We start from the raw sequence: 20,028 nt of genomic DNA on the forward strand, positions 1-20,028 counted from the left end.
CACCGCGTAAATAATGGGTTATTAGAATTGCTAATACCCGGTCATTAGCTAGCCACCATTCCTAAATACACGCCATACATTAAGATCTCCGAAACTTTATTGATCCAATAAATATTACTTCAGGAGTACACATACTATGAATCAACACACTGACACGAACACTAAGGGACTTGCCAAATGGCTAGTGTTGTTTGTGCTCTGTGCCGCTCAAGTAGGGACAAGCGGTGATAATTCAATCATCGGAATTGCAGCAGCAGAATTAGTTAACACCTTTGGCGCATCAATGAGTGATGTCCAAATGGCAAACGCGACTTATTCACTGATGACTGGCGCATTTATGATCGCTGGTGGTTTAATGGGTATGGTTTTTGGTTGGGTGAGATGTTTTCGTCTTGGTCTAATACTACTTATAACCGCTGAAATTGTGGGTGCTTTTGCTCCAACTATTGAAGTCTTTATTTGGGGAGCCCGAGTCTTAGCCGGTATTGGTGCTAGCCTGAGTATTCCAGCCGTTCTTGGTATCATCGCTGGAACCTACAAAGGTAAAGATCAAGCCATTGCTTTTGGTGGTGTCGCAGCCGCGTCAGGTATTGCTTCCGCAGTCATGCCGGTTCTTGCTGCTCTTCTTATCGATAATTTTGGCCTAAGCGCAGCAATGCTCGCAATCGCGGTCTATTTTGTTGGTGTACTTGTTGCTTCATTCAAACTAAAAGAGCTAGCTAAGCCTGAGCGCACTCCACGTATTGACGGCATTGGTATCCTGCTTTGTGCTATTGGTTTGGTCCTATTTATTGTTGGTGCACTTAAGGTTCCTGAATTGGGTGTTTGGCAACCGATTACTGATGCCAATATTCTAGGTATCAGCCCTGCTCCGCTTATGATTATCCTTGGTATTGTTGTACTTTGTGGCTTCTATGTATGGGAAGGTAAAGTCGAAGATACTTACGGTAACTGTCTGCTTCCTCGTGCAATTATTACCAATAAACAGGTCATTGCAGGCCTCATGATTGGCGGTGCATTCTGGATTGGTTTTGCTTCTCCTGCTGTTATCATCATTCCACACATGCAAATTGCAGGCAGCGCTAGTGCCCTTTCAGCTTCTGTTATTGGTATTGCTCTTGCGGTAGGAACGGTTATTACGTCAATCATCGTTCCTGCAAAGTTCAGCTCGTTAAAAGTAAGAACAGCAAGTTACTTGGGCTTAGGATTAGCTTCTGTTGCCGCACTACTATTTGCACTTTCATTTAGCACGACAGGTATCAACATGGCTATTGCTGCGCTCGCGGCAACCGTACTTGGTGTCGGCTGTGGCTTAATGGCAACACAATGTTCAATCATTGTTACTGATGCACTAGACGAAGCAAACGCACAGCAATCAGGTGGTATCCAAGCTGCGGCTCGAAACGTAGGCTACGCTATCGGTATCGCTTTCATGGGTGTTGTAATGCTGTTGACCATGTCAAGCAGCTTCAAATCAAGTGTAGAGAATTCAGCAACGATCAGTGCAACAACCAAACAAGAAATTGCTCAGTTACCTAGTATTGGTTTCTTAGGTGATACCGCATTCTTGGCATCGATGTCAGAAACATCGGTATTAAAGCAAGATATTGAAGAGCTCACTAAGGTAAACCAAGAGACTCGTTTAACCGCTAGCCAATCGGGTATGTACTCGGTCGCGTTTAGCTTTATTTTACTAGCATGGTTTATTCGCTATCTTCCTCATCGCTCTCTCATGGTTGCGAAATCAGAACCTAGTAAAGAAGATGAATTAGAGCAAGCAAAAGCGTAAAACAGAACGACAATTATACCCAATAAAATCAACCCACTAAGTCTTCTTAGTGGGTTTTTTACGTCTCTAGTTCAGGCCATTATTATCAGTAATAGTGCCTATTAGCTAGGCGCTATTTCGGTTGTTTTCATTGGTTAATAAAATATGTCCATACTAACCAAATAATAGAGAGAACATCATGAAGCTATATACCGCTAGGAAAGTATTCACAGCCGATAAAGATTTCACTGTTTCTAATGCATTCGTTGTAGACGCACATCAAATTGTTAAAGTCGGTGAGTTCGAGCATTTAAAAGAAGAATTCCCTACAGCCGAAGTGATTGCAGACTATCAAGACCAATACATCTACCCTGGGTTCATCGAACCCCACATGCACTTTATTACTTCAGCCGTTATGTTTAGCGCAGTAACACCACTTGGCTACAATGACTGGCCAATGGGCGAGACATTGTACAAAGGCGTTCGTACCTCACATGAATACCGTAATGCTTTGGTAGAGCTCATCGAAAACCAAAAAGAGTCTGAACTGATCATAGCGTGGGGTCACTATCAACCTCTACATGGCTCGCTTGATAAAGAGTACTTGGACTCAATTTGCCCAGATACTCCTTTAGTTATTTGGGGCGCTTCTTGTCACAAAATGAACTTAAACAGCGCTGCTATCAAAGCGTTTAACGTTCAAGATATCCCTGCTGACACATTCGGTATGTACGTTGATGAAAATGGCCAAGCGACCGGCATCGTTGCAGAGCAAGCCATGATGATTCTGGCTACTCAACACCTTCTTCCAAAAAAGGTAACACCTCAAGGTATCTTCAAGTCATTAAGCGACATTCTAATGATGGGTCGAACCAAAGGGGTTACAACAGCAATGGATCTGGGTCTTGGTTTAACGGGTGTTGACCGTGAGTTAGCGATGCTACAAGCGGCCGATGGTATCCCAGGAATGCCTCGCTGTCGTAAAGGTTATATGTGGCATTGGCAAAGTATCTACATGCACAGCGACAAATGTTTAGACAAGTCATTTGATTTTATCAATAGCCACTATCTCGACAACAATGGAATTTCTCTAACATTCCCGCTTAAATCGGTTAAGTTTTTCGCAGACGGTGCAATGTCTGACTACGAAGTGATCAGCAAGCACACATTTACCGATGGAAGTAGCAACAATGGTTGGATGCATACGTTTGCTGACCGTTCAATGGACACCATTCGTGAAGATATGCAGCTTTATTGGGACCACGATTACAACATCTGTATCCACACCCAAGGCGACTTAGCACACGATACTATCTTAGATACTATGTACGAGCTGCATGAGAATAAGCCAGGCCGCGACGGACAGATGTTCATTCAACACTTTGGTCTGACTGATGATAACTTCTTCAAACGTGTTATCGACGGCCCTGTAAAACCGTCAGCGAGTATCACGCCATACTACAGCTACCAATTTAACTCTTCTTGGAAAAAAGAGAACGTATTGACTGAACCGTTCTACGAGATGCTGCAGCGTGGACGCTCTGCAATCGATGCTGGAATGATGATCAGTGCAAATACTGACGTTCCATTAATGCCAACAAACCCAATGTTAGCGTCTTACATTCTGATGACTCGCGCAGATATCGACGGTGAACTTGTTCTTGAACAAGAAGCGATTTCTCGAGAAGAGGGATTACGCTCAATCACATCAGTTGCCGCTCAACAGCACTTACTAGGTGACAACATTGGTTCACTTGAAGTAGGCAAGCTAGCTGACTTTACAGTTCTAGATTTTGATTGGCTAGAAGGCGACCTTGAAGAGTTAAAAGTGCTAGACGCTACAGCTGTATTTATCGGTGGTGAGCCAGCGTAATAATTTATATTAAAACACGGATAGAGTTTCACTTATATGGATATAGGACTGTATATAGCCTTGTCAGCAAGGCTATATAAAACGTAGATATACAAATAACATCAAACCTAAATAGATTCAAATTATAAATAATCGTAAAGAAAAAGCAGTGGTTGCCTTTATTAATGATTATTTACCGTTGATTCTATCTTCTATATTAAAGAGAAAACCATGAACAAAGTAATCATCCCTTTAGCATTAACAATGATGGCCCCTTATGCACTTGCTGAAGAAGCGACTGACGCACCAGATCCAGGCGATCACACTAAAGTAAGCACGATGGTTGGCGCAACTTACGGTGTCGCAAGCCTTAGTGAAGAAAATGACAACTTCTTCCGCCTTAACGCTCAGATGTCAGGTGCAAAAAACAATGGCAACCTTTTTCTTGGGCAATTGCAATTCGATGGTCGTGAAGATCAACAATTTGATGATAGCTTTGATCTCACCCAAGTCCGTGCTCGCTACTTTGAAGTGAAGCGAACAGGCTATGAAAGTGTCTCAGTTGCCGGTGTGTCACTTGACTATATTGAATCTAGCTTTGTTGATACAAACCCAACAGACCGACTTCTAGCCGTTGGTGGGATAGTTCGTGTCGCGACTCCTTTTGCCAACTGGCTAGCATTTCCAATTCTTGCTGGTGTCTATGCACAAAATGATAAAGCATTTTCTGACGCTAGTGTTGTAGATAAAAACGCTTGGGGTGTTCAGGTTAATATGATGAACTCAGTTTACTTACACGAAAACGGGACACACCTACAATTTAACCCCCAATATTCTATGGTTGATATGGGCGGGATGCTAGGTACTGTCAATTCATTGCAGCTGGATACTGCATTACAGTTTCCTATGACAGATAACCGTAAGCACTGGGGAAAGATCACTTACATTGAACGATTCAGCGATGCTACTCAATCATTTGGCCATGTAGATACTGGTCGTGAGTTACTATTTAGCTACAACTACTACTTATAATAAATATTCTTAAAATAACACACAATATACAGTCACCCTTCCCCAGGGACTATTAAGTCGTGACTAAGAGCTAATGAAATACTTTCAGCATGGAAGAGAGTATTTCAACAAATGAAGCTTACTTATGAGTGAAACAAATAACGTACAATTTGAACGAACATCTAATGATTTAATTAACGAAAAAATTGAAACTAAAATCAATAAAAAATCAGAATCATTTATTAGTAAGTGGACTGTGTTAATTATATCAATATTAGCTCAAACGATTGTTGTTTTTGATAACGGTACGCTAATGATAGCGGCAGATTCCCTTACGGATACCTTATCAATGTCACTGTCAGAGTTACAACAAGCCAATACTATCTACCCTATGGTCGGTGCAATTTTCATGATTGCGGGGGGAATGCTAGGAATGATCATTGGTTGGCGCTTACAACTTCAGCTTGGAATCGCATTATTAGTTTTCAGCTCTATCGCAGCCGCACTTGCGCCTAATGCGAGCGTGTTCATATTCGGAGCAAGAGTGCTTGCTGGCTTAGGCGGCGGAATGATGGTCCCCGCGATTTTTGGTTATTGTACCGCGCACTACAAGGGTAAAGATCAAGCTCTCGCTTTTGGATTTCTCGCTGGCAGCGTCGGGCTAACAGGTATGCTAGCTCCTCTCTTTCTTGGCTACATCATTGATTCATTTAGCTATAGAGCCTCTTACTATTTAGTTGCAATATACTGTCTACTCGTCCTTATTTTCTCATTTACTCTAACGAATAAAAAAACCAACAACACCAACCTAAAGTTCGATTTTGGTGGCATGCTTCTTATCGGCACAGGTCTGCTTCTAATCATTGTTAGTGCTTTATATATCTCCAAGTGGGGGCTTATCTCACCTCTAACTCAATTCTCCATCGGCGGTTACGCACCAACAATCCCTATCTTTCTTTTAGGCGCTTTATTTGTCGTTCTCTTTATCAAATGGGAAGAGCGCATGGAACAGCACGAGCGAGATGTTATCTTTCCTAGAGCGTTGCGTCATAACAAACAAGTTTTGATAGGTATGTTTTACTGTGCAATGACTTACCTGCTCTATCCAACTATGATTTTTATTACGATTACCTACTTGCAACTTACAGGCATTTTTACCGCCACCGAATCGGGTCTCATTATTGGGCTAAATGCGTTTGGCATGGTTACAACGTCGATACTGACTCCAAGTAAGCTGTCACACTTTTCATCTAGAAAGCTTATTCTTCTGGCGAGTAGCTTCTGTGCGGTAGGCGTCACACTCATGTGGCTTGCTTACAACAACCAAGAGACAAGCTTCCTTATCTACGTTGCTCAATTTGTGTTTGGTTTAGGCTGCGGTATTTATGCTTCCCATGCACCCTACATTATTACGTCTTCTGTCAGTCAAAAGAACGCTGAGCAGTCGTCAGGGCTACAAACAACCTCACGTAACTTTGGGAAAGCATTAGGCGTCGCCATACTCGGTACTATTCTGGCGGTCAGTTATTCAAATTCATTCAAATCATACGCAGAGCAATCTCACGAGCTTTCATCAGATACTCATTCGTTGATTCGCAGTCAAATGGTTATTCCATTCTCAAGCGACATTGAACTAGCCAATATGATGACTTCTGCTCAAATCAGTAAAAACGAACAAACTATTATTTTGGATTTGGTCGAAGTAAGTCGATTGGAAGGACTGCGGTGTGCGTTTGGTGGGTTTTTCTTGTTACTTCTAATCAGTGTCACAGTGAGTAGAGGGCTTCGTAAGAATATACCTGACTCAAACAAGGGTGAACTAAGCTCAGTAAGCACCTAGGAAAAAACTCTCCGCTAAGTGTCATCTGACTTGATTAAATTGATTGAATAGGTGCGTTTAATTTTCGTTAAACCATTCTATTCAATCGTTAATTCTAAACCGCAACGATTCGACAATATCGCTACTCAATGACTAAGCTACCATCATCTTTAAATTGCCAGAAATCAGCGTAAGCAACTTCCCACAAATACCCATCAGGGTCAGAAAAGTAGCCGCTATAGCCACCCCAGAAGACATCCTGAGCGGGTTTCTCTAATTTTGCCCCCGCTTCAACCGCTGTTTGAAGAATTTCGTCAACTTCTTCTTTGCGTCGAGTATTGTGCGCCAGTGTGATCCCAGAAAAGCTCCCTGCATTGCGAGCAGCAAATTTGTCTGATACATCTTTTGCTAGCTCTTGCAGTGGATACAGCGCTAAGCAAACGCCTTGACTCTTAAAAAAGACAATACCCTCTTCTGGTGATTTGGAGCTTTCAAATCCCAAAGCAGTATAGAACTGATATGAACGCGCCAAATCTTGTACGCCTAATGTGATAATGCTAACTCTTGGTTCCATCTAATCATCCTTAATATAAACACTGACAGGCGCTTAATCGAAGCGAAGCCCTTAATCGTAAGCCCTATTTATAACGCTTATTTATAACACTTATTTATAGAACACAGCACCGCTATTCACATCCAAATAAATCTTGTCGGCCTGCTTCATACCACCACAGTAGACAAAATAAACGTCTCTTTCACTGTAGCGAATAGAGCGAACCCAACCACCTAGTTCTTCAAAATCAACCGGGCTGCAAGTCTCTTCTTTTAGTAACTCATCTGTTGTTTTCAAAAACTTAACTTCATGAACTTTAAAATCGTCAGACTTATCGATATAACTCATTAATGTATCGTGACGCTCTTCTTTCGTGATCACTGGTGGATCTTCAACTAGCGCTTCCATAGGGATCCATTCCGCGATCTCTTCTCCCCCCTCTTCATAGACGTAGTAAACCGAAATCCGCCCCCAACCGTCACGCTCTTCCAAAATAGTGACATCGTCACCTCTATATAAAACACTCTCGATATAAGCGGCGTGATCTGGTCGCTCTCTAACACCAAGCTTCGGTGTGTTTACGTAGAAGTCCGTCACTTTTGGCGGTATTACGATTGGTTTATCAACTGTCGGCTCTGGGGCTTCTTCTTCTTCCTCTGTCATTGGAGGCGCAGAATTAGCCTCTTGCATCGGTAGCCAGTAGAACAAGTAAAAACCTGCACCTGCGCCGCCGAGTCCAGCCACTAATAAGAGGATCATTATTATCTTTTTCATCAATCAAACTGACCTAATTAGAGAGTTCACTATTTTTCAATCGCTCATAAATTTTATATCATTAATTTGCTTCCTATAATCAATATAGGTTCAACAATTATTAAGCGTGTATGCGTCATCATTTGGTATTCATCATTATAACGGCGGTTTTGCTAATCTCTTTACCCACAAAGGTAAAAAGCCAGCATTGCGTTGAAGCACGATGGAACCAAGCTCTAAAAGAACAAACAGAAATTGAACATTGGTACAACCAAAGAGCACGCCGCTTTAACCTCCTTTATGAGGAATACCAACAACAAATATTACTCAACAAAGAGTTTAGTTTAAATGAGCTTGTACAATTTTGGCGACCGGACACAACTGACTTTCACCAAAAGATGACACAACAAATAGCCTTGTCACTTCGGTATGCAACGCTAGTCGAATATGAGAGAGAGGCATTAAATGTCGGGATACCTAGCGTAAAAACGATACAAGAAAATTGGAAAAACTTTATCAATCACTGTCAAGATATGGATCTCAATGTAAATGCGCTTTCTAGCTATCAATACTATGTTTCTAATGATGAGTTACTTCGAGAAATCGAGCTATTAAGCGCCAAGCTTAGTTATATGCAAAAGCAGTATGCCGACGAAGCACAAGCACTGTCAAAGGCTCGTGATGTAGCGAATGAGAAGTATCAATCTGAAGATATGAACTAGAAATTCCGACACCCCATGCACTACTCGAATACATTCATGTGACAGAGCTTTGAACCTAAGCTCTGTCTTGCTAATTGACTAACTTAGATTCAGATCATCGCATTTCGCTGCACAAATGAAATCATTTTTATGTAAACCACGTATAGAATGACTCCACCAAGTTACGGTCACTTTTCCCCACTCAAGTAAAATTGCAGGGTGATGACCTTCCACCTCAGCCAATTCTGAAATTCTATTTGAAAATACCCAAGCCAGTTTATAGTTCTTAAAAGAGTAGGACTTAACGAGCTGTGGAATCGTATCGTGTTGCTTTAACTTCCAGTCGATCAATTGACGTAGTAAATCTTGTTGTTCTGCTTCTGTTAATGCGATTGATTCAAGGCCACAAGCTTCACATTGCATGTTATTTAACATTTGAGACTTCCTTTGGTTCAAATAACGGAGGAAATAGGTCGAGGTTCATAGCGGAGTGAACTTCGCTAGTCAGGTCATGTTGACTTAAATGATAGAGTTGTTTTAGGTCTTTTAAAACATAGTAAATTGGCTGCATGATGTCTATTCGATAAGGCGTTCTCAACACTTTGCTAATATCAAAATCAACTCTTTTGGGCTTATTATCATCCAATGCATACTTCGTTTCCCCAGGGGATGACAAAATTCCACCACCGTAAATCTTAGTTTCCCCTTGCTCAATGACCAACCCAAATTCTACCGTAAACCAATAAAGCCTTGCTAAATAGACTCGCTGTTTATGATTCGCATGTTTGCCCAACTGACCGTATGCATGAGTAAAGTGTGCAAAGTCTAAATTAGTTAGCATGGCACAATGACCAAAGACTTCGTGGAAAAAGTCGGGTTCTTGCAGGTAATCAAACTCCTCTCTTGTTCTTAAAAAAGTCGCTACTGGAAATTGCTTGTTGGCCAGTAATTCAAAAAATCGGTCAAAACTAATAAGTGCAGCGACTGGCGCTAATTGCCATCCTGTTTGCTGTATCAAGACTTGGTTAATGTCGCTAAGTTGGGGAACATGATCAACTGGAAGGTTTAATAGAGATAACCCCTCTATATACGCATTGCACGCCCGGCTTTCGACCAAAGGAAGCTGTCTCGAATAGAGTTCACTCCAGATTTCATCTTCGGTTTTGTCCCATTCAACATATCCATTGTTGTTTACTGGCTTAGACTGATATTTAGTCATCAGACATCCCTTGATTGCCCTATTACTTTAAGCCTATTTGCGATTCTAAGGCCATGCCAATAAACCGCGACAAATCCAACAGAATTCAATGTAACAATTTATTTACATCGTCAAGTTTTGTTTTATTATTCAGTCTCATGCTAACACCAACATTTGACACATTGCCGATCGCCATCAACACTTAACTTAGTCAATATTGGACGCAAAATAACGAGAATCGAATGTCAAACAACGCCCCTATCTGGACACCAAGCCAGCAGCGGATTGAAGAGTCAAATCTTCACCAGTTTATCCAGCACATTAACATGCAGGGTGAAGCCATTGAAGACTATGCGTCGCTACACGATTGGTCAGTCAATGACACCAAACAGTTCTGGCTAGAGATATGGCAATTTTGCGATGTCATCGGTTACAAAGGGGAATGTATTTTTGGCGAAGGTATCGCTAAATGGGGCGACTTCTACGCTGCTAGAGATACGATTTGGTTCCCACAAGCGCAGCTCAACTATGCTGAAAACCTACTCTCATTTGCATTTCAACAACCAAACGAAGTCGCCATTTGGTTCGCTAATGAACAAGAGTCGGTGAAGCAGTTATCGTGGCAGGAATTGTGTGATCAAGTATCCATTGTGCAGCAGTGGCTAAAACAGAATGGGGTTGAAAAAGGAGATGTGGTCGCCGGGTACTTACCCTATATTCCAGAAGCCGTCATCGCAATGCTCGCGACAACAAGCCTAGGTGCTATATGGACATCAACGTCGCCCGATTTTGGCAGTGATAGCGTGATTGAACGCTTTGGTCAGGTAAAGCCAAAAGTACTGTTTTGCTGCGATGGCTACCAGTTCAATGGAAAAACCTACTCCCTGCATGATAAGAACAATGACATTGTAAAGGCATTAAGTAGTATTGAGAGTGTTTGTGGCATCGACTACGCACGTACACAAGATAATCACTATGAATACCACCATCACTATTCTGATTGGGATTCGGTCATAGCGAACTACCTGCCAAGAGGCCTGCGTTATCAGCGCGTCGCTTTTAATGACCCGCTCTTTATTCTTTACTCTTCAGGAACAACGGGCAAACCAAAATGCATCGTTCATTCTGTTGGTGGTACGGTACTTAACCACCAAAAAGAGCATCAATTGCACTGTGATATTCAGCCTCTTGACCGAGTATTTTATTATACGACCTGTGGGTGGATGATGTGGAATTGGCATGTCTCTACTCTTGCCAGTGGCGCAACGCTAGTCATATACGATGGTAGCCCGATGTTCCCTGCCGCTGACTCGTTATGGAAACTTGCTGAAGAGGCAAAAGTGTCACTATTTGGAACATCAGCTAAATACCTACAAGCGTTAGAAAAAAGTACATTGGTCCCTCACGAGAAGTTTGATCTTGATGCATTAAAAACACTCTGCTCAACAGGCTCGGTTTTGTACCCAACCCAATTTGATTTCGTATACCGAAGCATTAAGGCAGATCTTCATTTGGCCTCTATTTCTGGTGGAACTGATATTTGTGGCTGCTTTGTACTTGGGAGCCCTATCTCCCCTGTCTATCGTGGTGAGTGCCAAGTTAAAGGCTTAGGACTCGATGTTGCAGTATTTAACTCGCAAGGCGAATCAATAACCCAGCAACGAGGTGAGCTCGTGTGTTGTAACAGCTTTCCTAATCAACCGGCTGGTTTTTGGCAGGACGGAGGACAAAAATATCATGCAGCCTACTGGGATCGTTATCCCAATACATGGCACCACGGTGACGACGTGAGTCTTAGCGACAGTCAAGGCATGACGTTCTATGGTCGAAGCGATGCAACTTTGAATCCGGGAGGTGTACGCATTGGCACTGGCGAGATCTATCAGCAGGTAAATCAGCTCGATTACATACAAGATTCATTAGCAGTAGGGCAATCGATAGAGGATGACGAGCGCATTTTGTTGTTTGTCCAAATGACGAACAATCAAACGCTTAATGATGCGTTATGTAATGATATTAAACAGCTATTGAAATTAAAGTGTTCGCCTCGACATGTTCCATGGGCGATATTTGCCATTTCAGACATACCGAGAACAAAATCTGGAAAGTTAGTAGAATTGGCTGTCAAACAGGTAGTCAATGGACAAGAGGTGTTGAATAGAGAAGCGATCGCTAACCCAGAACGACTTGATGACATCGCACAGCTAATTCGCACCTAGCGTTAAGCCAGTTCATCGCGTAATTGCTTTGCAACGTCACCATTTGTTCTAGAGGGATATGGAAAAGTCTGGTTAACTTTTCTTACCAACTCCCATCAACACTGAACGCTTACCGTGTTTAGTGTCCATTTCAAACGCGATGGAAACACTAACAGCATCAAAACCAACACTGGTTAACACTTGCTCTACTTTGGTTTGACTTAGGCCAAAGTCAGCGTTTTCCTCAGCGAGCCAATCCCAATGGACGAAAATACCATCGTTGTCCAAAATAGAGTAAATAACATTGGCTGTTTCTGCAAAGCTAGGTAAAAAACCACAAACTGATGAAGCAACAACAACATCAAACTGATTTCTAAAAGCAGGATGTTGTGCAACAAGCCCACGAGTTAGTTCGTCAACAACAGGCTCTACGTTGGGTAGCTCTTTCATATCGAGCTGCTCAATCATCGCTTCAGACGAATCCAGTGCGACGATATCTTTGGCTGTAGATACCATTTTTTGGCTCAGAAGGCCGGTGCCACATCCAAAATCAAGAACATGCTTGCCTTTCAAGCTAGTCTGCTGTGTTAGCTGTTCAAATACGTGAGATGCAAACTCAGAAGTTGCTTGTTCCGTTTCCCAAGTTTTCGCGTATTCGTCCCATTCGTTCGCCATCATGATCTCCCTGTAAAATCTTTCATTTGGCAATAGGCTCAAGAGTAAACCAAAATGAAGCGCGAAGGTATCTCTTCGACAGACAAATTAACAATATTTGTATATGATTCATGGACTCGATCCAGATTGTACAACAAATGAACTTATCTCAAATTGAAGCTTTTTGCCTAGTCGCAGATACAGGCTCTGTCTCAGAAGCCGCCCGACAACTTGAATGTAACCGTACAAAATTAAGTATGGCGATTAAAGCTTTGGAGAAAGAGCTAGCTACTGAGCTTTTTGTTCGTAGTGGTAACAATGTTGCATTATCAGAAGCGGGTAAGGCCATATATAAAGACTGTGAAAACTTAATCGTGACCGCTTCTCGCATCAAGCAAACGTGTTTGCATGCCTCTGGGGAGTTTAATGCTGAGGTCTGGATCGCTCGAGACGACTCTCTTCCTGACGATATTTGGCAAGATCTCGCTCACACGATGAACAAACGTTTTCCAGCGACCTCTTTTAATATAGTCCTAGCGTCGAGTGGTGATTTATCCAATCTTGTTGAAACTCAGCAAGTTGACTTCGCTTTTGGTGTTGATTATGAGCGCACCGATGATCCACGAATTACCTATCAGCCGTTGGGTAAAATACGAATGATGTCGGTCTGTAAAAGTGATCATTCACTCAGTAAACTTGGCCGAGTCTCTGACGAAGTATTGAGAAATTCAATGCAAGCGATCATGGTTTACCTTAATGAGAAAGATAATCCAGAACTACAACCGTTCTCTCTTCGTCATATCGGCTTCTCTAGCTTTGACTATATGCTTGCCACAATTCTAACGGAAAATGCTTGGGGCGTGCTTCCTGAGCCCCTAATTCGACACCACCTAAGGCAGCAAAAGCTCTCTGTCATCAAGCATACGTATGGTTTAACCCAAGAGGATTATTGTATGTTTACTGCAGCAGGCATGTCTGAACACCCAGGGATGGTATGGCTTGCGGATAAGCTCAGCGATTACCTATTTGATTTTTGATTACATTTAATAGATGCATCATTTGGTGACAAATCAGCCAGCGTCAATTTTACTGACAGATAAATATAATGCTAACCCATTGAAATATAACAATTAAGAACCACCCCTCACCTTTCACGAAAGTTAACAAATTATTAACCGTTGCTATATTTCCCTCTCAGGCCAAGAATGAAGAGGTGTTTATGACGAGTAATATTTATGTGCGCCAGAACAAACCAGAATGAAAAACAAGTACTTAGCTTCTCAGCCCTATTAGCATTGGCATTTGCTTTAGGTGGACTAACGCTTGGTTGGTTTGTCGGTTCCTTGGTCATCATGTTCGATGGTGTCTATTCTCTCGTCAGTCTACTGTTAACTTTATTGTCACTCGCCGCTTCCCGTTACATTCAATCACCGTCAAAAGCTACTTTTCCTCTAGGAAAAGCGATACTTGAACCCGTGGTGATTTCTATAAAAGCCATCACAATTCTAATTATTGTTGGTTACTCTGTCTATTCAGCTGGCTTAGCGATGCTTAGTGGTGGCCGAGAGGTCGATACATCAATTGCAACAGCATTTGGGGTTATTAATGTTCTGGGTTGTGGATACGCTTGGTGGTACATCGCCAATAAAAGTAAACGCTTCTCTTCTGGGCTAATCAAAGCAGAATCAAAGCAGTGGCAAATGGACACTCTACTCAGTGTCGCCGTGACTTTAGGCTTTGTGACTGCATGGTTGATCACGCTCACTGAGTTATCTCACTATGCTGTTTATGCTGACCCTATGATGATGCTACTGATGTCGTTCTATTTCATTAAAGTGCCGTTTGATATGCTAAAAGACGCAATGAAAGAGCTGTTAACCATGGCGCCAAACCAAGACATTTGCTCTACCGTTGATAATGATGTGAACGCTGTTGATAAAGAGATGAAACAGGATTTGGATATAGAACTAGCTGCCGTTACAAAAGTGGGCAACGAACTGCGAGTTAGTGTTGATGTTCATTCACATAGCGATCAAATCAACACTAACGAGCTTGAAAAAACGCGTCATGCACTAACCAAGCGTTTATCAAAATTACCACTAGACCTTCAGTTAACAATGAACCTTGCCAGCTAATAGCGATATTCGATACCCACCCCGTAGAATTAGATTTGCTAATGTTCTCGGGTATACCACCAGCATATTAACGAGCCAGCGGTCACCATTGCTACACCTTGCCAAAAAGTAGACGTAAGGCTCACGTTCAAAATATAAGAAGCGATTAGGGTCGACATTACGGGGGTGAAATAAGACAAAGATGCTAAAAGCACCATGTTGCCTTTTAATATCGCAAAGTTCCATAGCGCGTACCCGCCACCAATTACCATACCCGCAAGCAGTAAATTAAATGACGCTGGAACGGTAAATTCCATACCCTGCTCATCACTGACAAAGTACTGAATCCATAGCGTCACGGCCGTTAGTATAAAAAATATTACAATGGCATTTTGGCCGTTCGCCAATCGCTTAGTGACATTGCAATAAATAGCCCAAATAAAAGCACCGATAAATGCCATGCTATACGTTGCTGGATTGGTTGCCACATTACTCATGAGTTGTGCAACGGTGAAATCCCCATCACCGATCACGGCCCAAACCACACCAAAAAGAGCAATAAAAATTCCGGGATACACCAAACCATGAGTTTTTTTCTTACTCACGACGACGGCCAACAACACTGTTAAGGCGGGCCAAAGGTAGTTAATCACCGCCATTTCTAACGCTTGATGTCGGTCATTTGCCATTCCCAAAGCCAAAGCAAGGCAGATTTCGTAGCTGACAAATAGAACCGATCCTATCAAAACATAACGAGGTGAAAACCGCCCCAACTTAGGCACACCCATAACGAGAACGAGAAATAGCGAAGCAACGGTGTAAAGAAGCGCAGCACCGCCTATAGGTCCAAAATCTTCTGCAACAGTACGAGCAAGCCCAATGAGGCAGCTCCATAGGAAAATCGCAGCTATTCCACACATTGTATATCTATGATTATTCAACAAGTTTTAGTCTTCTAGCACATTTAGTTGACTGCAGAATAACACAACCATTTGATTAACCTAGATTAAAAATAACATCATCGTTTGAGTGTTCTATACTAATTAATGTCGCAGGTTTTCTAGTTTTTCCGGGTCAACATAATGATAATTAAAGGTAAGATTTCAGAGCGTTACGATAATCAAAACTATGGGTATATAACCCCAGATTTGAGTTCGTTGCGTATCAAGTTTTACTTTGATGATATTAAAGGCGACCCCTCTCTATTACTCGTTCATGATCGTGTCGTATTCAAGTTATCAAAAGATAAAGCAGGCCAAAGTATAGCGACGAAAATTGAACGGCTTAGGCACTTACACCCACTTCTCATCGTTGCTGTCTGGTTCTTCGCAAGCTTAACGGGTTGTGTGTGGTACTTTGGCTACCCTATTGATGTCTTAAACTATTACACCTTTATTAATCTTCTGGTCATTTTCATCGTTTGGCTTGATAAGCGTGCAATTAAATTAAATAAACCCACAACGGGCGAAGCAAGTTATTTATTCTTCGCGCTAATTGGCGGTTGGATATGCAGCCTCATTTTTCACTATGTTTGGCACCTTAAACAGAAATCATTCTTCTATCAGGTGTTCTTGTTCCTCATAATCACTGGGCACGTCGCCTTTTTTGGCTGGACGCTGACCGCCTATGGAACCTTTTGGCTTGAACAACAATTAATAGCTTTAAAACCGCTGGTAACAAGCCTTCGAGAAATGCTGTCACGGTATTAAGCTCTATAATGAACTGGTCAATAACGGCTGACTAACCTTTTGATAAATCACTCCTTAATTGTTTTATTTCCTCCAAGATTAAGAATAATTAATGAAAGCACAACCGCTCCTTAATCCTCACTTATTTATCCTAGAGAAATAATCAATATAAAAAGGATAAGAGATGAACATACTTGGATATTTACAAAAAATCGGTAAGGCGCTGATGGTGCCCATAGCCGTACTCCCTGCAGGCGGTCTGATGTTAGGTTTAGGCTATGCTTTGGACCCTACTGGTTGGGGTGAAAATAGTGCTATTGCAACCATCTTAGTTTACGGAGGCAAAGGCATTATGGATAACCAAGCATGGTTATTCGCAGTCGGTGTTGCTTACGGTCTTGCTAAAGATAACAACGGTGCAGCTGCCCTTTCAGGTCTTCTTGGATTACTCATCATTGAAATGATCGTAGGAAACGTAGCCGTCATATCCCAAATTACCGGTGTTCCGGTCAGTCAAATGACCAGCTCTGAGCTAATTGCATCTGAGGCTTCCGTCAGTGCGTTTACGGGCATCATGATGGGTATTGTTGCAGCGACACTGTACAACCGCTTCCACACTATCAAGCTCCCTGCGGCTTTAGGCTTTTTTGGCGGTCGACGCTTCATTCCAATCGTAACTTCACTCGCTGCAATCACCATCAGTTTAGCAATGGTCTACATATGGCCTGTCGTTTATGGTGCATTAGTTGATTTTGGTATTGCGATTTCAGAACTAGGCGCAGCCGGCGCTGGGCTGTATGGCTTCTTCAACCGTCTTCTTATTCCTGTTGGCCTTCACCACGCGTTAAACCAAGTGTTCATTTTTGATTTAGTCGGTATTAATGACATTTCAAAACTTTGGTCAGGCACTGGAGAACTCGGTGTAACGGGTATTTACCAAGGTGGTTTATTCCCTGTGATGGGCTATGGCTTACCAGCAGCGTGTTTAGCAATGTACCATTGTGCGAAGCCTGAAAACAAAAAGAAAGTAGGTGGCATTTTAGGTGCATCAGCATTAACAGCAATTCTTACGGGTGTAACCGAGCCAATTGAATTTGCCTTTATGTTTGTCGCTCCTGTTCTCTTCGTAATTCATGCTCTGCTCACGGCATTATCACTGTATATCGCAGCTAGCATGCAATGGATTGCCGGTTTTACTTTCAGTGCAGGACTTATTGATTTCGTATTGTCATTCAACCTACCGCTTGCAATGAAACCTTATATGCTAATCGTACAAGGAATCTGTTTTGCGGCGATTTACTACTGTGTATTCCGCTTCGCAATCATCAAATTTGACCTTAAAACACCAGGTCGTGAAGATGATGAAACAGTAGAAGTGGCAACAGTAAGCTCTAACGAGAAAGCTTCTCTTTATCTAAAAGCATTAGGCGGACACCAAAACCTTGAGACCATTGACTCATGTATCACACGCTTGCGATTGACATTAAAAGATATCTCAGTCGCTGACGAGAAAGCTTTAAAAGCCATTGGGGCAATGGGTGTCGTGAAGATTGGTGGCAATAATCTACAAGTTATCATCGGTACGGAAGCTGAAGAAATTGCGCATGCAATGAAGCAGATTCCTGCTAGCCAAGACTTAACCGGGCTATCAATACCAGCTCAATAGCGCCCGAAGATAGTATTTTAAGTACAATAAAGCCAAAGCATACGCTTTGGCTTTTTCTTGATTAGACTAAGCACTTTACTTCTAGTGATCGAAATAAATTCTCGCTCTTAGCCCTGGGTTGTTGTCTCTCAAAATCAAACGGGCATTATGCCGGTTGACCACGGCATCAACTAATGAAAGACCTAATCCATTGCCATGCTCACTTCTACTTTTATCAGCTCGGTACATAGGTCGGCACACATTTAGTTTATCAGCATCCGAAATCCCTATACCGGAATCAGTCACAACGACACCAAAATGATCAACGATCACCTCAACACGACCGCCTTCAGGCGTATATTTAACTGCGTTTTCAATGAGGTTAAATACTGCACGAAAGAGTAACGACCGGTCTCCTATCACTGAGCAAGGGTGGTCTTCACGAAGAGTCATTGACTGTAATTTCAACTCGGCCAAAGGTGAAATAAACTCCATTGCATCTTTCGCTATCAACCCCAAGTCAACACGTTCGGTTTGAACCATTAGCTGACCACTGTTCAACTTGGCTATTTCCAACATGCTATTAAACAGGGAAAGAATCAGCTCTAACTCATCGTGGCATATCGATAGTTGCTCTTGCTGCCCCTCGGGTAAATCTGATTGTGACAACATATCTTCGAGTCGTAACTTGAGGCGAGCCATTGGCGTTCGCATATCATGCGCCATCCCAACCGTTAGAGACTTAAGTGACGATTCGTTTTGCGCCATTTGTTCAATCATAAAATTAAGATGGATCGCTATGACATCGAATTCATCATCTTGCTTTGAAACAGGAATTTTTACATTTCGCTCGCCACAGAGCACTCGGTTCATCGATTTATTGATAAGCTCTATTTTTTTTAGCATTACAACGGTAAAAAACAATGCAGCAACTAACATGACAGCAATCGGAAATACGACTCCCGATAGCACAATAGGGATCAGTGATTTACGAAACGCATCAACACTTGCGGGGTCAATACCAATTTCCAATTGATGGTCTGTGCCAATTCGAATATAAGTCTTATTATTGACGGACAAAGAACTTACAGGGTAATAGTGAGCACTATAAACTGGCTCTTCATACTCAGAGAGTTTATAAAAGAAAGGGGTTTTGCTCACTTGCTTAGTCCGTAGAAAGGTCTCTACTTGTTCTTTCCCTTGTTTTGCCACAAAAGTAAACTCGAGAATTTCATCGTTGAGCTGCTTAGTAAGTTGTTGTTGATGAAAAGCGTCGGAATCTAAATATACTTTTCGTATTACTACGATATTTACAATCGTCACTAAAATAAACAAGGTAATAAGTGTCTTAAAAATCGATGACCGTGTCAGTGTATAATCATCGACGAAGGACATAGCCAGCCCCTCTCACTGTATGGAGTAAATCCCTACAATCTGCGTCCTCAAGTTTTCGCCTTAAATTGGCCACATGAACATCAATCACATTTGTTTTTGGATCAAAGTGGTAGCTCCAAATACTTTCAAATAAACGCATACGCGAGACCACTTGCTCACTGTGCTCAATAAAATACTGGAGTAATTGAAACTCTTTAGGTTGCAAGTTAAGTTCTTGATGATTACACATCACACGATGTGCTTTTAAATTCAGCTCAAGACAGTCATAGCTGAGTATGTTTTGAAACGGTGTCTGCCTTTGAGTTCGATTAATGATGATATCGACTCTAGCGATCAACTCTGCCAACGCGAAAGGCTTTATCAAATAATCATCGCTGCCCGCTTGTAGACCATCAACTCTGTCTTCCACGCTGTCCATTGCGCTCAATATCAAGACGGGTAGATCTTCTTGGGTTGCCTTTATAGCAGATAGCACTTTCATTCCATCTAGATATGGCAACATTCGATCAAGAACAACCAACTGGTACTCACTACTGAGTGCCATCATAAGGCCTTGCTTGCCGTCTTCTGCTTGGTCGACAGAATAGCCGTGCTCCTGCAAACCTTTAGCAACGAACTCTCTGGTCGTCATATCGTCTTCGATGATGAGTATTTTCACAACATCTCCTCACTTTGGGGG

18 protein-coding genes are annotated in these 20,028 nt (G+C 42.1%); 10 read left to right on the forward strand and 8 right to left on the reverse strand.

Annotation, left to right across the window (positions count from 1 at the left end):
- Nucleotides 1–136: 136 nt before the first annotated feature.
- From L4D20_RS06110 to L4D20_RS06125, 4 genes are all read left to right on the forward strand, one after another.
- A complete protein-coding gene (locus tag L4D20_RS06110; RefSeq protein ID WP_428800646.1) occupies nt 137–1,789 on the forward strand; it encodes an MFS transporter in 1,653 nt (550 codons plus the stop codon).
- Nucleotides 1,790–1,967: 178 nt separating this feature from the next.
- Entirely contained in the window at nt 1,968–3,641 is a 1,674-nt protein-coding gene (locus tag L4D20_RS06115) for an amidohydrolase (RefSeq protein WP_428800647.1), read from the forward strand.
- A gap of 210 nt (nt 3,642–3,851) precedes the next feature.
- Nucleotides 3,852–4,652 carry a hypothetical protein gene (locus L4D20_RS06120; protein ID WP_428800648.1) on the forward strand — a complete coding sequence of 267 codons (801 nt, stop codon included), beginning with the start codon at nt 3,852–3,854 and terminating at the stop codon, nt 4,650–4,652.
- Between the two features lie 124 nt (nt 4,653–4,776).
- On the forward strand, nt 4,777–6,471 hold the full coding sequence (locus L4D20_RS06125) for an MFS transporter (RefSeq protein WP_428800649.1): 1,695 nt from the start codon (nt 4,777–4,779) through the stop codon (nt 6,469–6,471).
- Nucleotides 6,472–6,592: 121 nt separating this feature from the next.
- Here the strand turns inward: L4D20_RS06125 and L4D20_RS06130 are convergent, their stop codons facing one another.
- Nucleotides 6,593–7,024 (reverse strand): VOC family protein, encoded by a 432-nt coding sequence (locus L4D20_RS06130; RefSeq protein ID WP_428800650.1) that lies wholly within the window; start codon nt 7,022–7,024, stop codon nt 6,593–6,595.
- A gap of 90 nt (nt 7,025–7,114) precedes the next feature.
- Nucleotides 7,115–7,777 carry an SH3 domain-containing protein gene (locus L4D20_RS06135; RefSeq protein ID WP_428800651.1) on the reverse strand — a complete coding sequence of 221 codons (663 nt, stop codon included), beginning with the start codon at nt 7,775–7,777 and terminating at the stop codon, nt 7,115–7,117.
- A gap of 110 nt (nt 7,778–7,887) precedes the next feature.
- Here L4D20_RS06135 and L4D20_RS06140 point away from each other — a divergent pair, with 110 nt between their 5' ends.
- The gene (locus L4D20_RS06140) at nt 7,888–8,478 is read left to right on the forward strand and encodes a hypothetical protein (RefSeq protein ID WP_428800652.1); all 591 of its coding nucleotides are present in this window, start codon (nt 7,888–7,890) and stop codon (nt 8,476–8,478) included.
- Nucleotides 8,479–8,556: 78 nt separating this feature from the next.
- Here the strand turns inward: L4D20_RS06140 and L4D20_RS06145 are convergent, their stop codons facing one another.
- Together L4D20_RS06145 and phhA are read right to left on the reverse strand one after the other, a co-directional pair.
- The gene (locus L4D20_RS06145; RefSeq protein ID WP_428800653.1) at nt 8,557–8,892 is read right to left on the reverse strand and encodes a 4a-hydroxytetrahydrobiopterin dehydratase; all 336 of its coding nucleotides are present in this window, start codon (nt 8,890–8,892) and stop codon (nt 8,557–8,559) included.
- Nucleotides 8,882–9,676 (reverse strand): phenylalanine 4-monooxygenase, encoded by a 795-nt coding sequence (gene phhA / locus L4D20_RS06150; protein ID WP_428800654.1) that lies wholly within the window; start codon nt 9,674–9,676, stop codon nt 8,882–8,884. The genes L4D20_RS06145 and phhA overlap by 11 nt, the downstream gene beginning before the upstream one ends.
- Before the next feature lie 221 nt (nt 9,677–9,897).
- Between phhA and L4D20_RS06155 the strand changes: the two genes are divergently transcribed.
- The gene (locus L4D20_RS06155; protein WP_428800655.1) at nt 9,898–11,874 is read left to right on the forward strand and encodes an acetoacetate--CoA ligase; all 1,977 of its coding nucleotides are present in this window, start codon (nt 9,898–9,900) and stop codon (nt 11,872–11,874) included.
- Between the two features lie 72 nt (nt 11,875–11,946).
- Here the strand turns inward: L4D20_RS06155 and L4D20_RS06160 are convergent, their stop codons facing one another.
- The gene (locus L4D20_RS06160) at nt 11,947–12,528 is read right to left on the reverse strand and encodes a class I SAM-dependent DNA methyltransferase (protein ID WP_428800772.1); all 582 of its coding nucleotides are present in this window, start codon (nt 12,526–12,528) and stop codon (nt 11,947–11,949) included.
- 137 nt (nt 12,529–12,665) lie between these two features.
- Here L4D20_RS06160 and L4D20_RS06165 point away from each other — a divergent pair, with 137 nt between their 5' ends.
- Together L4D20_RS06165 and L4D20_RS06170 are read left to right on the forward strand one after the other, a co-directional pair.
- The gene (locus L4D20_RS06165; protein WP_428800656.1) at nt 12,666–13,544 is read left to right on the forward strand and encodes a LysR family transcriptional regulator; all 879 of its coding nucleotides are present in this window, start codon (nt 12,666–12,668) and stop codon (nt 13,542–13,544) included.
- Between the two features lie 198 nt (nt 13,545–13,742).
- Entirely contained in the window at nt 13,743–14,642 is a 900-nt protein-coding gene (locus tag L4D20_RS06170) for a cation diffusion facilitator family transporter (protein ID WP_428800657.1), read from the forward strand.
- A 38-nt stretch (nt 14,643–14,680) separates the two neighbouring features.
- Here the strand turns inward: L4D20_RS06170 and yddG are convergent, their stop codons facing one another.
- Entirely contained in the window at nt 14,681–15,565 is an 885-nt protein-coding gene (yddG, locus tag L4D20_RS06175) for an aromatic amino acid DMT transporter YddG (RefSeq protein ID WP_428800658.1), read from the reverse strand.
- Nucleotides 15,566–15,703: 138 nt separating this feature from the next.
- Here yddG and L4D20_RS06180 point away from each other — a divergent pair, with 138 nt between their 5' ends.
- The gene (locus tag L4D20_RS06180; RefSeq protein WP_428800659.1) at nt 15,704–16,330 is read left to right on the forward strand and encodes a DUF1294 domain-containing protein; all 627 of its coding nucleotides are present in this window, start codon (nt 15,704–15,706) and stop codon (nt 16,328–16,330) included.
- A 163-nt stretch (nt 16,331–16,493) separates the two neighbouring features.
- Nucleotides 16,494–17,975: an N-acetylglucosamine-specific PTS transporter subunit IIBC gene (nagE, locus tag L4D20_RS06185; protein WP_428800660.1), complete on the forward strand. Its 1,482-nt coding sequence runs from the start codon at nt 16,494–16,496 to the stop codon at nt 17,973–17,975.
- Between the two features lie 81 nt (nt 17,976–18,056).
- Here the strand turns inward: nagE and L4D20_RS06190 are convergent, their stop codons facing one another.
- Nucleotides 18,057–19,349, reverse strand: a complete 1,293-nt coding sequence (locus tag L4D20_RS06190) for a sensor histidine kinase (protein WP_428800661.1) — start codon at nt 19,347–19,349, stop codon at nt 18,057–18,059.
- Nucleotides 19,333–20,007, reverse strand: a complete 675-nt coding sequence (locus L4D20_RS06195) for a response regulator transcription factor (protein WP_428800662.1) — start codon at nt 20,005–20,007, stop codon at nt 19,333–19,335. Before L4D20_RS06195 ends, L4D20_RS06190 begins: the two co-directional genes overlap by 17 nt.
- Between the last annotated feature and the right edge of the window lie 21 nt (nt 20,008–20,028).

It is taken from the genome of Vibrio kyushuensis (assembly GCF_050337325.1).
In the GTDB taxonomy this organism is placed as follows: domain Bacteria; phylum Pseudomonadota; class Gammaproteobacteria; order Enterobacterales; family Vibrionaceae; genus Vibrio; species Vibrio kyushuensis.

Excerpts from the sequence above, each read along its gene's own strand:
- L4D20_RS06115 (WP_428800647.1), top strand. The coding sequence starts at position 1,968 with ATGAAGCTATATACCGCTAGGAAAGTATTCACAGCCGATAAAGATTTC.
- L4D20_RS06135 (WP_428800651.1), bottom strand. The coding sequence starts at position 7,777 with ATGAAAAAGATAATAATGATCCTCTTATTAGTGGCTGGACTCGGCGGC.
- nagE (WP_428800660.1), top strand. The coding sequence starts at position 16,494 with ATGAACATACTTGGATATTTACAAAAAATCGGTAAGGCGCTGATGGTG.
- L4D20_RS06140 (WP_428800652.1), top strand. The coding sequence starts at position 7,888 with ATGCGTCATCATTTGGTATTCATCATTATAACGGCGGTTTTGCTAATC.
- L4D20_RS06130 (WP_428800650.1), bottom strand. The coding sequence starts at position 7,024 with ATGGAACCAAGAGTTAGCATTATCACATTAGGCGTACAAGATTTGGCG.
- L4D20_RS06125 (WP_428800649.1), top strand. The coding sequence starts at position 4,777 with ATGAGTGAAACAAATAACGTACAATTTGAACGAACATCTAATGATTTA.
- L4D20_RS06155 (WP_428800655.1), top strand. The coding sequence starts at position 9,898 with ATGTCAAACAACGCCCCTATCTGGACACCAAGCCAGCAGCGGATTGAA.
- L4D20_RS06160 (WP_428800772.1), bottom strand. The coding sequence starts at position 12,528 with ATGGCGAACGAATGGGACGAATACGCGAAAACTTGGGAAACGGAACAA.
- phhA (WP_428800654.1), bottom strand. The coding sequence starts at position 9,676 with ATGACTAAATATCAGTCTAAGCCAGTAAACAACAATGGATATGTTGAA.
- L4D20_RS06120 (WP_428800648.1), top strand. The coding sequence starts at position 3,852 with ATGAACAAAGTAATCATCCCTTTAGCATTAACAATGATGGCCCCTTAT.
- L4D20_RS06165 (WP_428800656.1), top strand. The coding sequence starts at position 12,666 with ATGAACTTATCTCAAATTGAAGCTTTTTGCCTAGTCGCAGATACAGGC.
- L4D20_RS06180 (WP_428800659.1), top strand. The coding sequence starts at position 15,704 with ATGATAATTAAAGGTAAGATTTCAGAGCGTTACGATAATCAAAACTAT.
- L4D20_RS06110 (WP_428800646.1), top strand. The coding sequence starts at position 137 with ATGAATCAACACACTGACACGAACACTAAGGGACTTGCCAAATGGCTA.
- L4D20_RS06145 (WP_428800653.1), bottom strand. The coding sequence starts at position 8,892 with ATGTTAAATAACATGCAATGTGAAGCTTGTGGCCTTGAATCAATCGCA.
- L4D20_RS06170 (WP_428800657.1), top strand. The coding sequence starts at position 13,743 with ATGTGCGCCAGAACAAACCAGAATGAAAAACAAGTACTTAGCTTCTCA.
- L4D20_RS06190 (WP_428800661.1), bottom strand. The coding sequence starts at position 19,349 with ATGTCCTTCGTCGATGATTATACACTGACACGGTCATCGATTTTTAAG.